General features: G+C 70.1%; 16 protein-coding genes. 6 read left to right on the forward strand and 10 right to left on the reverse strand.

Annotated features, from left to right (window positions below; translation table 11 throughout):
• Window positions 1-27 precede the first annotated feature (27 nt).
• From C8N38_RS11165 to C8N38_RS11190, 6 genes are all read right to left on the reverse strand, one after another.
• Window positions 28-1158: an extracellular solute-binding protein gene (locus tag C8N38_RS11165; protein WP_181498024.1), complete on the reverse strand. Its 1131-nt coding sequence runs from the start codon at window positions 1156-1158 to the stop codon at window positions 28-30.
• A 198-nt stretch (window positions 1159-1356) separates the two neighbouring features.
• The gene (locus C8N38_RS11170) at window positions 1357-1752 is read right to left on the reverse strand and encodes a hypothetical protein (RefSeq protein ID WP_108027259.1); all 396 of its coding nucleotides are present in this window, start codon (window positions 1750-1752) and stop codon (window positions 1357-1359) included.
• A 17-nt stretch (window positions 1753-1769) separates the two neighbouring features.
• Window positions 1770-2102: a hypothetical protein gene (locus C8N38_RS11175; protein WP_108027260.1), complete on the reverse strand. Its 333-nt coding sequence runs from the start codon at window positions 2100-2102 to the stop codon at window positions 1770-1772.
• Window positions 2099-2659, reverse strand: a complete 561-nt coding sequence (locus tag C8N38_RS11180; RefSeq protein WP_108027261.1) for an RNA polymerase sigma factor — start codon at window positions 2657-2659, stop codon at window positions 2099-2101. Before C8N38_RS11180 ends, C8N38_RS11175 begins: the two co-directional genes overlap by 4 nt.
• Window positions 2660-2715: 56 nt before the next feature.
• Window positions 2716-3021 (reverse strand): hypothetical protein, encoded by a 306-nt coding sequence (locus tag C8N38_RS11185; RefSeq protein ID WP_108027262.1) that lies wholly within the window; start codon window positions 3019-3021, stop codon window positions 2716-2718.
• A gap of 29 nt (window positions 3022-3050) precedes the next feature.
• Window positions 3051-3440 carry a hypothetical protein gene (locus C8N38_RS11190; protein WP_108027263.1) on the reverse strand — a complete coding sequence of 130 codons (390 nt, stop codon included), beginning with the start codon at window positions 3438-3440 and terminating at the stop codon, window positions 3051-3053.
• A 215-nt stretch (window positions 3441-3655) separates the two neighbouring features.
• Between C8N38_RS11190 and C8N38_RS11195 the strand changes: the two genes are divergently transcribed.
• Window positions 3656-4876, forward strand: a complete 1221-nt coding sequence (locus C8N38_RS11195) for a lytic murein transglycosylase (RefSeq protein WP_108027264.1) — start codon at window positions 3656-3658, stop codon at window positions 4874-4876.
• A gap of 68 nt (window positions 4877-4944) precedes the next feature.
• Here the strand turns inward: C8N38_RS11195 and C8N38_RS11200 are convergent, their stop codons facing one another.
• The 4 genes from C8N38_RS11200 to C8N38_RS11215 are packed head-to-tail and all read right to left on the reverse strand — an operon-like array spanning window position 4945 to window position 7857.
• Window positions 4945-5202, reverse strand: a complete 258-nt coding sequence (locus tag C8N38_RS11200; protein WP_108027265.1) for a hypothetical protein — start codon at window positions 5200-5202, stop codon at window positions 4945-4947.
• Between the two features lie 16 nt (window positions 5203-5218).
• Complete coding sequence (locus C8N38_RS11205; RefSeq protein WP_425440040.1) at window positions 5219-5674, reverse strand: cupredoxin domain-containing protein; 456 nt, start codon at window positions 5672-5674, stop codon at window positions 5219-5221.
• A gap of 33 nt (window positions 5675-5707) precedes the next feature.
• Complete coding sequence (locus C8N38_RS11210) at window positions 5708-6682, reverse strand: YVTN family beta-propeller repeat protein (RefSeq protein ID WP_108027266.1); 975 nt, start codon at window positions 6680-6682, stop codon at window positions 5708-5710.
• A gap of 8 nt (window positions 6683-6690) precedes the next feature.
• Complete coding sequence (locus C8N38_RS11215; RefSeq protein WP_245895683.1) at window positions 6691-7857, reverse strand: ABC transporter substrate-binding protein; 1167 nt, start codon at window positions 7855-7857, stop codon at window positions 6691-6693.
• A 236-nt stretch (window positions 7858-8093) separates the two neighbouring features.
• On the opposite strand from C8N38_RS11215, the gene C8N38_RS11220 reads away from it, so the two are divergent.
• The 5 genes from C8N38_RS11220 to C8N38_RS22140 all read left to right on the forward strand — a co-directional run bounded on the left by C8N38_RS11220 (window position 8094) and on the right by C8N38_RS22140 (window position 14111).
• Window positions 8094-9497 carry an ATP-binding protein gene (locus C8N38_RS11220; RefSeq protein WP_108027268.1) on the forward strand — a complete coding sequence of 468 codons (1404 nt, stop codon included), beginning with the start codon at window positions 8094-8096 and terminating at the stop codon, window positions 9495-9497.
• Complete coding sequence (locus tag C8N38_RS11225) at window positions 9494-10120, forward strand: response regulator (RefSeq protein WP_108027269.1); 627 nt, start codon at window positions 9494-9496, stop codon at window positions 10118-10120. The genes C8N38_RS11220 and C8N38_RS11225 overlap by 4 nt, the downstream gene beginning before the upstream one ends.
• A 73-nt stretch (window positions 10121-10193) precedes the next feature.
• The gene (chrA, locus tag C8N38_RS11230; RefSeq protein WP_108027270.1) at window positions 10194-11393 is read left to right on the forward strand and encodes a chromate efflux transporter; all 1200 of its coding nucleotides are present in this window, start codon (window positions 10194-10196) and stop codon (window positions 11391-11393) included.
• A gap of 78 nt (window positions 11394-11471) precedes the next feature.
• Window positions 11472-12614, forward strand: coding sequence for an aminotransferase class V-fold PLP-dependent enzyme (locus C8N38_RS11235; protein ID WP_108027271.1), 1143 nt, complete (start codon window positions 11472-11474; stop codon window positions 12612-12614).
• A 267-nt stretch (window positions 12615-12881) separates the two neighbouring features.
• Window positions 12882-14111 (forward strand): PAS domain-containing protein, encoded by a 1230-nt coding sequence (locus C8N38_RS22140; protein WP_108027272.1) that lies wholly within the window; start codon window positions 12882-12884, stop codon window positions 14109-14111.
• Window positions 14112-14114 lie beyond the last annotated feature (3 nt).

The raw sequence follows: 14114 nt of genomic DNA on the forward strand, positions 1-14114 counted from the left end.
GATCGCCCCCCGCGCCTGGCCTGAGGATCAGGCGTTGGTCAGCTTTTCGACATATTCCTCGCGCACCGCCGAGAACCACGGCGTGAACATCGGCCACCACCAGAGATTGTCGATGGCATCGCCCGGATAGGCATAGGCGAAGGCTTCCTTGTTGGCGTCGCTCAGATGCTCGGCGGCGCCCATGGCGGCCGAATTGTAGCCGGTGGCGTTCGCAAACATGCCGCCCACTTCGGGCGTCAGCAGGAAGTTGAGGAATTCATAGGCCTGCTCGACGTTTTCGGCGCCCGACGGGATCGCGGCGGTGTCCATCCAGGCCAGCGCGCCTTCCTTCGGCGCGCCATAGCGCCATTTCGGATCGGTATCGGTATGCAGCTTGATGCCGGTCGTGTCCCAGGTCTGGCCGATGGTGCAGCCGCCATCGGTGAAGGCCGAGGTCGCCTCGGTCGCGTTGTTCCAGAAGGCGCCGATATTGCCCTTGTGCGCCTTCACGAAGTCGATGCAGGCGTCGAAGATGCGGCGGTTGTCGGCCTCGGTCCTGTAGACATCCATGCCGCGGTTCGAGGGCAGCTCGCCGATGGCATCGAGATAGATCGCAAGGCTCGTCAGCACCGATTTCTGCCGCATCGCCACCTTGCCCGCCAGCCCGTCGGCCCAGAGATGGCCATAGGACAGCTCGCCCGGCGCGATGTCGATCGCGCTCGAATCCCAGGTGATGCCCTCGGTGCCCCAGTCGAAGGGCACCAGATAGCGCTTGCCGCGATGGGCCGCGCCCAGTTCCAGCGAGGACCGCCACAGCGCGGGCTGGATGCGTTCGACCTTCAGGCGGCTTTCGTCGATCTCGGCCAGCAGGCCGCCCTCGTCATAGTTCGGGCGGGTGTCGATCGACGGAAACAGGATGTCGAAGCCCTTGCCGCCGGCGGCGCGCAGCTTCGAGGCGGCTTCCTCGTTCGACCCGTAGGTCGAGACGTTGACCTTGATGCCGGTGGCGTCGGTGAAGGCGGCCGGGATCTCGCCGTTCTGGAAGTAGTCGCCCCAGGCAAAGACATTGACCTCGCCCGACGAGGCCAGGGCGCGGCGCGCGACCAGGGGCGCGGCCAGCGCGGCAGCGCCGGTCGCCAGAACGACGCGGCGCGAGAGGGAAGGAACCGTCGATTTCATGTCGTATCTCCTGACAGGTCGCGGAAGGCGGCCGCGCAAACCGCAGCCGGTCGCGACGCCGTTAACCGCTGCATGTGACAGGCATATGTCGTCCGGCCCGGGGCGGCTGCGGCACCGGAACGCGGAAATTGCGCTCCGGTGCCGCCTTCTTCGCCCCTGGCGTGCGGCGCGGCGGAGGGGGGGACCGCCGCGCCGCGCTCAGTTCAGGGGCGCGCCGGACGGCCGCGCGCCAAGCGCGTCGAGCACCGTTTCCTGGGTCAGATCGAGCAGCGCGTCGAGCGCGCTGCGGAACCCGCGCATCGCCTCGTCGGTCGCGGCCCGGTCGAAGGGCTCGGCCGCGCCCCGCGCCACAACCTCGGCCCGCGCCGCCGCCACCGCGGCAAGCGCCGGGTCGATCCGGTCGCGCCGCGCCTCCAGCGCGCGGCGCAGGTCGCGGCGGATCTCGGCCGGGAAGACCACGCTTTGCGCGGCCCCGGCCTCGCCCAGCAATGCCGTCTTGACCCGCTGCAGTTTCAGCGCCCCGCCCAGCGCCACGGCATTGCCCAGAAGCGACAGCGCCAGCACCGCGACCAGCGCGACCCGTCCGGCGGACATGCTCCGAACTCTTGGCATCAGAACCCTCCGATCCCGGCCGAAAGATCCCCGAGCAGCGCCCAGAGGATCACCTCCTCGCCGCTGGCCCCGGGTAGCAGCGCATATCCCAGAGCCGCCGCCGCCAGCAGCAGCCCGCCGAAGCCCGCCGCCCAGGGCAGCGGCTCGGACAGCACCTCGCCCGCGCTCGCCCCCCGTGCCGGGGGCGCGGCCAGCCGGCTCAGCACCGCGCGCGACAACTCGGCGGTGTCCTCATCCTCCGGCCGGGCCAGCAGCCGGGCCAGATCGCTGTCGAACCGGTCGGGGTCCGGGCGGGCCGGTTCGGCCTCGGGGCGTTCGGGATCGCGGGTCATCTGTGGTCCTCCCTGTCGACTGTCGCCCGCAACGCGGCGCGGGCCCGTACCAGAAGCTGTTCGGCCGCCCCGGCGCTGATGCCGAGCGTCCGCGCGATTTCGGCGGTGCCGAGCCCGCCCGCGGCACGCAGCAGGATCGCCTGGCGCTGGCGCGCAGGCAGCCCCCGGATCGCGGTCCGAACCCGGGCCAGACGCTGGCGCGCCGCGACCGTGGCCTCGGCGCCTGGCGCCTCGTCCTCGGGTTCGGCGATGGCATCGATCCCGACGAACCGCCGGAACCGGCCGCGCCGGTTGCGGTCGATGCAGATCCGGACCGCGATCCGGTACAGCCAGGCCGCGACGCTGCCCCGGCCCGGATCGTACAGCCCAGCGCGGTGCCAGGCCCGCAGGAACACCTCCTGGGTCACGTCTTCCGCCTCCGATCCGACCGTCAGCGCCTGCGCGGCATAGCGCCGGAGCCCCGGTCCGAAAAGCGTCACCAGCCGGGCCAGCGCGCCGCGCTCGCCCCGGGTCAGCGCCGCCATCAGCGCCTCTGCCTCGTCCTGCCGCGGGTCCATGCCCGGCTGCCCCCGGCCCCCGATGCGGCGGATCGCGCCGCACCGGAGCGCCGCCCCTAGCGCGACACGGTCACGGTGCGAGACCGGTCGCGGGTCTGACCGTTCGGCCCGGTCCGGTCGACCGTGGTCGTCGAGCTTCCAGGCTCGGAGGTCCGGAACCGGGTCTTCGAGGCGGTCTGTCCGTTCGCCCCGGTCGCGGTTGTGGTGGTTTCGCAACTGGCCGCGCCATTGCCGCGCAGACAGGTGCGGTCCTTGCTGAGGGTACCGCCATTGGCGCCCGTCACGGTGACGCTCTGGCCAAGCGCGGGCAGCGCCACGCCAAGCGGCAGGGTCAGGGCAAGAACAAGGGTCAGGGATCTCATGGGATGTCTCCTTTCCGGTCAGTCGGGGATCAGCCGCGGCCGCGCGACAGCGCCCGGGTCAGGCGCGCCAGCTCGTCGCTGGACAGCACGCCGTCGCCATTGCGGTCGAGCTTGCCGAAGGCGCGCCCGGCGGCCACGAACTCGGCCTCGGTGACGACGCCATCGCCATTGGCGTCGCGGCTCATCGCCCGGCCGCCATCGCCACGGCCCTTGCCCGTGGCAGACAGCTCGGCCGCGTCGAGCCGGCCATCGCCATTGCCGTCGAGCCGGGCAAAGGCCTCTTTCTGCAGCGCTTCGAACTCGGCACGCGACAGGGCGCCATCGCCGTTCCGGTCGTACGCGGCCAGCAGATCGGATTGCGCCAGGGCCGGGGCGGCAAGGCCTGCGGCACAGACCGCCGCCAGGGTCAGGGATCGCATCGGGGTCTCCTTCGATTGCGTCGTTCCCTTCCAATACGCAGGCCGCGCGCCCTTCCTACGCGGCGGTCCCGATTTTTTCCCAAGGCCGGGTCCCGGACCCGCACTCGGCGGGCTCTCGCCCGGCACGCCCGGTCCCGGCCACGCGCCCTAGGCGCGGCCCTGCGGCCCGGCTATCCAGAGGCGAACAGGAACGCACCGCGCGGGAGGCCCGGACCATGACCATCGCAAGACGCCCGTTTTTGCAGGGCCTCGCCGCCATGGCCCTGTCGGCCTGCAATGTCGGGCCCATTGCCGGGACGTCGCCGCGCGCCGTCGCCAACCCCGCCTTCGACGCCTGGCGCCGCAGCTTTCGGCCGCGCGCGGCGGCGGCGGGGATTTCGGCCGCCACGCTCGACCGGGCGCTGGGTCGCGCGGGCTATCTGCCCGAGGTGATCGAGAAAGACCGCAACCAGACCGAATTCACCCGCAGCCTCGAGGATTACCTGGCCATCGCCGCCTCGGACGAGCGGGTCGCGACCGGCCGGGCGATGCTGGCCCGCCATGCCCGGCCCCTTGCCGCGATCGAGGCGCGCTACGGCGTCGAGGCGCCGGTGGTGACCGCCATCTGGGGGCTCGAAAGCCGCTATGGCGCGCGGCGCGGCGACATTCCGGTCGTCTCGGCGCTGGCGACGCTGGCCTTCGACGGGCGTCGCGGCCGGTTCTTCGAGGGGCAGCTGATCGCCGCGCTGAAGATCCTCGACCGGGGCGACGTCACCTCCGGGCGGATGACCGGAAGCTGGGCGGGCGCGATGGGCCACACGCAATTCATTCCGACCTCGTATCTGGCCTATGCGGTCGATTTCGACGGCGACGGGCGGCGCGACATCTGGTCGGAGGACCCGACCGACGCGCTGGCCTCGACGGCGGCCTATCTGCAGCGGTCGGGCTGGCGCCACGGCCAGCCCTGGGGGACCGAGGTCCGCCTGCCCGAAACGCTCGACCTGGCCCGAACCGGGCGTGGGCGCAAGCAGGAGGCCGGCGCCTGGTCGGCGCAGGGCGTGACGCGGGCCGATGGCCGACCGCTGCCCCGCGCGGGCGCCACCGCGATCCTGGCCCCGGCCGGGCGGCAAGGCCCGGCCTTCGCGCTGTTTCCGAATTTCGAGGTGATCCTGCGCTACAACAACGCGGTCAATTACGGCATCGGCATCGGCCATCTGTCGGACCGCCTGGCGGGCGGCCCGCCGCTGTCGCGGGCCTTCCCGCCCGATGCGACCGGCATGACGCTGGAAGACCGCAAGGATCTGCAGCGGCGGCTGACCGCCGCCGGGTTCGACACCGAAGGCTCCGACGGGGTGATCGGCCCGAAGACCGAGGACGCGATCCGGGCCTATCAGGCACGCAACGGGCTGCCGGTCACCGGCACCCCCTCGCCCGCGCTTCTGGCGCGGCTGCGCTAGAGACAGAAACGCCCGGCCAGAGGGCCGGGCGCCTCACTGTCGCGCCGGAACACCGGGCACTCGTCACGTCACTCCTTGCGGCGCTCGGTGATCTCGAGATCGGCGTTCAGGTCCATGTCGTACTGGCCATCGGCACAGAAAACGTCGTCAAGCTCGAAGCCTCCGTTGTCCTCGGCCTCGATATCGGCGGGGTCCATCTCGCATTGCATGTCGGCCAGCATCGCCGCGATCCGATCGGCGGTTTCGGCCGGGACGGCCTCGTCGGCCAGCGCCGGGGTCAGCGCGGCCGGGGCCAGCAGGGCGGCAAGAACAAGCGGTCTGATCATCGGGGTCTCCTCAGGGTCAACGGATGGCAAGGACGACGCGCTGGCTGTCGCCGCTGCTGCCGGGGATCTTCAGCTCGTAGCTGCCCGGCTTGATCGCGACGAAGGACAGCCGGACGGTTCCGGCGGCGTCGAATTCAAGGCTGTCGATGGCCATCGGACGCACCTCGATATCCTCGATGACGATCTCGTTCATCCAGATCGCGCGAAAGAAATCGGGCCCCTGCAAGGCCAGTTCGGCCGATCCGTCGGCGGTCACGTGCAACTCGTAATAGGCACCCGATTGCAACTCGACCGGGCCGTCGCCCGCGTAAAGCGGCTGGCCCGAGGCCAGCGTCAGCTCGATCGGCGCGCCGCGGTTGCATTTGGCCAGAAGCCCGGCAAAGCCGAACTGGTCGCAGAGCGGCGCGGCAAAGCCGGGGGCCGCGGCCGGCGCCGCAGCCAGAACGGCCAGCGCGAAGGCGATGGGTCTCAAGTCTGTTCCTCCCTGTCTTGGTCTTCTTTCCTGTCAGTCCGGTGCGACCGCCACCCCCCAGGGTTGCTGGCCGACCTGAACCGACCGGATCACTTCCAGCGCGGCCACGTCAATGATCGAGACGTCGTTGGAATTGCCGTTGGTGGTGATCAGATGGCTCTGGTCGGGGGTGAAGGCCATCTGCCAGACGCGCTGGCCGACCAGCAGATAATCGAGCACCTCGTCTGTCGCCCCGTCGATCACCGCGACCCGGTTGGCGGGGCCCAGCGCCACGAAGACCCGCGCGGCGTCCGAGGTGATGGCGATGCCCACCGGCTGCAGCCATTCGGGCAGGACGCCCGGCACCTCGAAGTCGATCTTGCGGACGATGGCGGGCGGCTCGGCGGTCATGTCGATCACGCTGACCGTGCCGCCGATCTCGGCGCTGACGTAAAGCTTGGTGCCGTCCTCGGTGAAGGCGGCAAAGCGCGGGCGCTGGTCGACCAGCACGTTATGGACGATCTCGTAGGTTTCGGCGTCGATGAAATGCGCCATGTTGGTGGTTTCCGAGGTGTTGATCACCACGCGGGCGTCGGGGCTGATCGCCATGCCCTCGGGCTCGACCCCCACGGGCACCTCGGCCAGCACGGCATGGGTCTCGGTATCGACCACGGTCACCAGGTTGTCGTCCTCGTTGGCGATGTAAAGCGGGTTGCCCGAGGGGTGCAGCACGAACAGTTCGGGGTCGGGTCCCGATGGCAGGGTGTGCATCTCCTCGAAGGTTCGGGGATCGAAGACCCGCACCAGATCGTCATCCGAGGCGCAGACGTAAAGTTCGCTGCCATCGGGGGCGATGGTGATGCCGCGCGGACGGTTGCCCGCGGGAAATTCGGCGATCACCTCCCAGGTCGCGCTGTCGAGCACGCTGACGGTGTTGCCCTTCTCGTTGGTCACGAAGACGTTGCCCGCGGCGGCAGGCAGGGTGGCGGCCGCGACGGAACCGGCGGCCAGAAGAGCGGCGCGAAACATCGGTATCCTCATTCCTTGAAGGCGGTGCAGGCGGATTCGGGCCGGTCGAGCCCCAGCGTGTCGAGCGACGAGACCTGATGCAGGAAGCCTTCCTGCGGCGAGACGCTGACGGTCATCCGCCCGGTCGCCAGCAGGATCGGCTGGCGCAACTGGCCGTTCCAGGGCCGAAAACTCACCGGCTGGCCCTTGAAGGCCGCGAGCGCAAAGGCGTCGCCCAGCGCATAGGCCCGGATCTTGGCCGGATCGGCCGAGCCGGTGCGGGTCACGGCCTCGCCGATCACCCGAAGCGCCAGCCAGGCCTGGTAGTCTTCCTCGCGCATCGGTCGGCCCGCGAGCTTTTCGAACCGGGTCTGCAACTGGGTCGCGCCCCAGGATTCATGCGTCGGCGCCCAGGTCAGGGGCCGCAGCCCCGCCGAGCCCGCGACCGGCGCGGGCGACCAGAGGTTAAAGGGCAGGTAGTCCGCGAAGTAATCGGTCGCGTCAGCGGCCAGCACCACGTCATGGGCGGGCAGGTCCTGGGTGAAGACCGGCAATTGCCGCTGCACCAGCACATGGCCCGAATCGGACACCCGCGAGCCGCCGGTATCCTCGAAGACCTTTTCCGCGACGATCTCGGCCCCGAACTTGGCGGCAGAGGCGCGATAGGCCTCGGCCAGCGCCCGGTCGGCCGGGTTCGATCCCTCGATCAGCGCCCAGTCGGTCCATTTCTTCCAGACAAGGAACTGGGTCAGCGCATCGGCCCGCATCGCGTCGCTGGGCGCCACGTGCAGAAGGTTCGCGCGGCATGCTTCGCTGCGCAGTGCCCGGTCGCCGTCCGTCGCATTGAAAAGCAGCGCATCAGGCGGCGCCGCATCTGCCAGCGCCAGCAATTCGGGTGTGCGCGCCATCACCACGAACAGCCGGACGCCGCGATCCAGAAGCCCGCGAAACGCCTCGTCCGCGTCCTCGGGCGGCACGCTCAGCGCCACCGTGTCGTAGCTTTGTCCCAGAAATCCGCCGGTTGTGGTGTTGTCCATGGTCGCAAGCTGCGCGCCCGCGAGCCCCAGATCGGGCACCGGCAGGTCGATCCGGGACAGCGGGAGGAGAGAGGGGTACTCGATCCTCAGCACGGCGGTACGCACCTCCTGCGCGGCGGCAGGGAGTGTCGCCGCTGCGGTCAGCAGGGCGAAGACCACCCCCCGCCACCGCAGGCACAGGTTAAAGAGGCAAGACCAACCTCCTGGCACGACCGCCATCCGTTCCCCCCTCATCTCCTCCTCTGTCTGGCTAGCACGGCCCGGCGCCGCCGTTCCTCCCCTTTCTGGCCGGGAAGATTCGGCAATCCCGGGGTCCGGTTTTCCCGCTTCGACCTTTGGGCAATCGACCGGAGCCGCGCGAGTCGCTATGCTTGGCGGATCAGGGAGGAGTGCGGATGGTGGATCGGCTGCACCTGCGCTGGCAGGTCGTGCTCTGTGTGGGTCTGATGCAGCTGGCAGCACTTGGGCTGGCGGCAAGCGTGCTGCTTTACAATGCGCGCCGGGCCGTCGACCTGGAAATGTCGGCTGCGGAATCCGGGGCGCGGGCGCAGGTGATCGCGGCCGTTGGCGCGGCCCTGCGCAGCCTGCCGCCGGATCAGGTTCTGGCTGGGCTGTCCGAGACGCTGGTCGAGCCGCGCCATGTGCGGATCGCCCTCTTCGACGCCCGCACCGGCGCGCTTCCGGTCACCCGGGCCGAGGCCCGCGACCAGCGCGGCGCCGAAGCGGGCGCGCGCGCGGCGCCGCACTGGTTCAGCGACCTGGTGATGCCGGCAGAGCAGGAAACCCGACTGCCGGTCCTGGTCAACGGCACCGATTATGGCTTCGTCTCGATCACCGCCGCGCCCAAGGACGAAATCGATGAGGTCTGGGAAGACGCGGCGGCCTTGCTCTGGGCGCTGGGGATCGGCTTCGGGGTGACGGTCGTCGCGCTGGTGGTGCTGATCCGCCGGGCGCTCGGCCCCCTCGACACGCTGAACCGGGGCCTCGGCGCGCTGAGGGGCGGCGCGCTGACGACCCGGATTTCGGGCGTGCCCAGTCCCGATTTCCAGCCGCTGGTGGGCGGCTTCAACGACCTTGCCTGCAGCCTGGAGACCAGCGAGGCCGACCGGGCCGCGCTGGCCCGCAAGATCGTCGCGCTGAGTGACGCCGAACGCCGTTCGATCGCGATGGAGCTGCATGACGAATTCGGCCCCTGCCTTTTCGGTCTCAAGGTCAAGGCGGGCGCCATTGCCCGCGCAGCGCTGAAAAGCGGCGACGATACGCTGCTGCGCGACGCCCAGACCGTGACCGCCATCGTGGACCAGATCCAGACCGCGAATACCCGGCTGCTGACCACGCTCCGGCCGATGACGGTGGGCCAGTTGCCGCTGGTCGAGGCACTGGGCGACATGATCGACGGGTTCCAGAGCACCCATACCGGAATCAAGTGGGACATCGCCCTGCCCGACCGCCTGCCCGAGACCGAGGAAATCGTCGATCTGACCGCCTATCGCTTCGTGCAGGAGGGCGTCACCAACGCACTGCGCCATGGCCGCCCGCGCCGCGTCCGGGTCGAGGTGCAGCCGCATGAACTTCCCGGCCGGGTCGAGGTGCTGTATCTGACCGTCGAGGACGATGGCCTCGGCCTGTCCGAGCGCGCGGTCGAGGGCCGCGGCCTGACCGCGATGCGCGACCGGGTGCGGGCGCTGGGCGGAACGCTCGATCTGGGACGCCGCCAGGCCGGAGGGACCCGGCTTTCGGCGATCCTGCCGCTGACCCGGCACCTGGCCGCCCGCGTCGAACCCGAGCCCGCCCGATGACGCGCTCCGCACTGATCGTCGACGATCACCCCGTGACCCATATCGGCTGCGGCCAGTTGCTGCGCGATTTGGGCTATGACGAGATCCTCGAGGCCCTGAACGAGCGCATCGCTTACCGTCTGGCCGAAACCTGCCGCCCCGGTCTGATCGTGCTCGACCTCGGCATGCCCGGCCCCGGCGGGCTGAACATGATCGGCCCCCTGCTGGCCCGCGCACCGGACGCCGCCATCCTCGTCTTCACGATGAACGAGCAGGCGGTTTTCGCGGCCAAGGCTTTGGAGGCCGGTGCGCGGGGCTATCTGTCTAAGAACTCGGCACCCGAGGATTTTCTCGAGGCGGTGCGGACGCTTGAACGGGGCGACATCTTCCTGCCGCACAGGCTGGCCGTTTCGGTCGCCTCGATGAAGATCGGCGGCAAGTCCGATCCGCTGAGCGCCCTGACCGAGCGCGAGCATCAGGTGCTGCGGCTGCTGGGCCGGGGCGAGGATCTGCAGTCGATCGCCAATGCGCTGTGCATCAGCTACAAGACCGCGGCGAACACCAGCTCGCAGCTCAAGCGCAAGCTCGGCCTGCGCAACACCACCGAACTGATCCGGCTGGCCATCGAAACGGGGCTGAGCTGACCCCCGCCGTCATGCCAGCGTCACAGCACGGCGGCAGGACGGTCGCATCGCAAGGCGCGAAGGACCGGTGGCCATGAGCGATACGACAGCGCCGGGCCGGGGCAACGCCGCCGAGGTCTTCGCGGTCTTCCTGCGGCTCGGGCTGACCTCGTTCGGCGGCCCCATCGCGCATCTGGGCTATTTCCGCGATGAATTCGTGACGCGGCGCGGCTGGCTGGGCGATGCGGCCTATGCCGATCTTGTGGCGCTCTGCCAGTTCCTGCCCGGCCCCGCCTCCAGCCAGGTCGGCTTCGCGCTCGGGCTCATGCGGGCGGGCTGGGCCGGGGCGCTGGCGGCCTTCGCGGGGTTCACCCTGCCCTCGGCCCTGATCCTCTTCGGCTTCGCGATGACCGCGACGCATGTCACCGGCCCGCTTGGTCAGGGCGCGCTTGACGGGCTGAAGACGGTGGCGGTCGCCATCGTCGCGCAGGCGGTCTGGGGCATGAGCCGGACCCTGTGCCCCGACCGGCCGCGCGCGGCCATCGCGTTGGGCGCGGTGGCGGTCCTCGCGGCCCTGCCCGGCGCGGGCGGCATGGTGGCGGCCATCGCCCTTGGCGCGCTGGCGGGGCTTTGGCTTGGCCGGGGCGCCCCCGGCGCGGCCGCCCCGGTCTCCGGCCGGGTCACCCCACGCCAGGGGGCCGCCGCGCTTGGGCTATTTGCAGGCCTTCTTTGCGGCCTGCCGCTGCTGGCGGGCCTCGGCCAGCCTCTGGCAGTCGCCGACAGCTTCTTCCGGGCCGGGGCGCTGGTGTTCGGCGGCGGCCATGTGGTGCTGCCGCTTCTCGAGGCGGGCACCGTCGCCCCGGGTTGGGTCGGCCATGACGCCTTTCTGGCAGGTTATGGCGCGGCGCAGGCGGTGCCGGGGCCGCTTTTCACCTTCGCGGCCTATCTCGGCGCGGTGCTCGGCCCCGAGCCGAACGGCCCTGTCGGCGCCCTGCTGGCGCTGGCGGCGCTGTTCCTGCCGGGCTTCCTGATCCTGATCGGCGTCCTGCCCTTCTGGGACGCCCTCCGCCGCCGGGTCCGGGCGCAATCTGCGATGCAAGGGGCGAACGCGGCCGTCGTCGGCGTGCTGGGGGCCGCGCTTTACGATCCGCTCTTCACCGGCGGGATCACCGATCTGCGCCATTTCGCGCTCGGGCTGGCCGGTTTTCTGGCCCTGACGCTCTGGCGCGCGCCGTCCTGGGCGGTCGTCCTGCTGGGGGCGGCAGGCGGGGCCGCGCTGGCGCTGGCGGGCTGAGCCGAGGCCCGGTTTTCGCTGGCATCCCGTCGCCCAAGAGCCTAGTGCTGTGGCAAAATTGCATAGGAGTCCTGCCCGATGCCCGGCTTGCGTCCCGATGTCGATCCCGACGGCCTGAGCGAGTTTTCCGTCGTTTTCACCGACCGCTCGCTGAACCACATGTCGGCCAAGTTCCAGACCGCCATGCGCGACATCTCGGCGATGCTGCGCGAGGTCTATGGCGCGGCCGAAGTGGCCCTGGTGCCCGGCGGCGGCACTTTCGCGATGGAATCCGTCGCGCGCCAGTTCGCCACCGGACGCCGCGCGCTGATCGTCCGGAACGGCTGGTTCTCCTACCGCTGGACCCAGATCTTCGAGGCGGGCGGATTTGCCGGGGAAACCGAGGTGCTGATGGCTCGTCCCGCGGGCAATGCCGCCAAGGCGCCCTTCGCGCCCGCGCCCATCGAGGACGTGACCGCCAAGATCCGCGAAACCCGCCCCGATGTGGTCTTCGCCCCCCATGTCGAGACTTCGGCCGGGATCATCCTGCCCGACGACTACATCGCCGCCATGGCCGCGGCCGCCCATGAGGTCGGCGCGCTGATGGTTCTGGACTGCATCGCCTCGGGCTGCATCTGGGTCGACATGCAGGCAACCGGCGTCGACGTGCTGATCTCGGCGCCGCAGAAGGGCTGGTCGGCCTCGCCCTCGGCCGGGATGGTGATGCTGTCGGCCCGCGCCGCCGAGCGGCTGGCCGACACGGCCTCGAACTCCTTCGCCATGGACCTGAAGAAATGGCGGACGATCATGAAAGCCTATGAAGACGGCGGGCATGCCTATCACACCACCATGCCGACCGACGCGCTTCTGGGGCTGCGCGACGCCATGGCCGAGACCCGCGAGATGGGCTTTGCGGCCGCCAAGGCGGCGCAGGCCGAGCTGGGCCGCAAGGTGCGCGAGATGCTGGCCGCGCGCGGCTTCGCCTCGGTCGCGGCGCCGGGCTTTGCCGCGCCGGGCGTCGTGGTCTGCTATACCGACGATCCCCAGATCCAGTCGGGCGCCCGGTTCCGCGCCGAGGGCATGCAGATCGCCTCGGGCACGCCGCTGCAGGTTGGCGAGGGGTCCGACTTCCGCACCTTCCGGATCGGGCTCTTCGGGCTCGACAAGCTCGCGGATACCGACGCTACGCTCGCCCGGCTGCAGGCGGTCGTCGACCGCGTGACCGCGCAGGGCGCGGCGTAACAGCCGCTCAGATGCCACTAGGTCCGCCCGGCGACACTGCGTTCGCCGGGCCGGCGCGGCCCTGCCGAGTCGCGCGCCTGCAGGCGGCATTGGCGCACCCGGACCGGTCGGAACGCGATGTTCCCGCTTCGTCCCGAGGCGTGCACCCCCGCCCCCTCAAGTGACCCAACGTCACGAAAAGCCCGGAAAGTTTTCATTAAGATTCGACTGATAGCCCTGAGCTCACGACAAGAAAGTCCCGTGTTTGTATGAGTTTACGGAGGCGTCATGGCGCATCCCGGCGTCGGTCAGGGCGACCAGCCCGAGACGGGCGAAGTGCCGTTCGCACTACAGGAGATCTTCTACTCCCGTACTGACTCGCGGGGGGTCATTCGCGCTGGTAACGCGGTGTTCAAGAGGATCTCCGGCCATGACTGGCCGGGACTGATCGGGGCACCGCATCGGATCATCCGCCACCCGGACATGCCGCGCGCGGTCTTCTGGCTCTTTTGGCAGACGATCCAGTCGGGGCGCCCGATCGGCGCCTATGTCAAGAACCTCGCCAAGGACGGACGCTACTACTGGGTCTTCGCCGTGGTCATGCCGATGGACGACGGGTATCTTTCGGTCCGGATCAAGCCGTCCGGACCGCTGTTTCCGGCCGTCCAGGCCGAGTACCGCGCGCTGCGCGCCCGCGAACTGGCCGACAAGCTCAGCCCCGAAGACAGCGCCGCGCTGCTGCTCGAGCGGCTGACTGCGCTGGGTTTCCCGAGCTACGAGGACTTCATGGCCCAGGCGCTGGGGCAGGAGCTTGCCCAGCGCGCCTCTGTCGGCAGCGATGGCGGCACCCGCCTGGCAGCGCTTGACAAGGTGATTGCCAGCCTGACCGCCGCGACCCGGGAACAGGGCGCGCTGATCCAGACCTTCGAGGCGTTGCAGTCGATCCCCACCAACATGCGCATCTTCGCCGCCCGGCTGGAACCGGTCGGGGGGCCGATCACCGCGATTTCGGACAATTACAAGGTCGCGTCGGCCGAGATCATCGCGCAGCTGCACAGCTTTGCCGGTCAGGACGGCAATCTGTGCGACCGTCTGGCCCGGGTCGTGGGCGATGCCGTCTTCATGCTGGCCGCCGCCGAGGTCCAATCCGACCTGCTGCGCCAGTTCCGCAACGAGAAGGAGCCGCTCGGCCCGGCCGACCGGGACGAGGAACTGGCACTGCTGGGCGCGATGCAGGCGCGCTGCACCGCCAAGGCGCGGGCCGATCTGCACGAGGCGCTGGCCGCCGCGGCGACCATGTCCCAGACCAGCCGCGACCTGCGCCGCGTGGTGCTGGGGCTCGACTCGATCCGGGTCATGGGCCGGGTCGAATGCGGGCGCCTCGCGGCTGGCGGCGAAGGGCTTGCGGCCACCATCGACCAGCTCGAGACCTTCCATGCCGACATCCGCGCACGGCTGGAGGCACTGATCGAACTCAGCGAACAGATCCGCGCCGGAGCGACCCGCTACGCCGCCTGAGCC

Origin of the sequence: Rhodovulum kholense (genome assembly GCF_003053725.1) — a bacterium.
In the GTDB taxonomy this organism is placed as follows: domain Bacteria; phylum Pseudomonadota; class Alphaproteobacteria; order Rhodobacterales; family Rhodobacteraceae; genus Rhodovulum; species Rhodovulum kholense.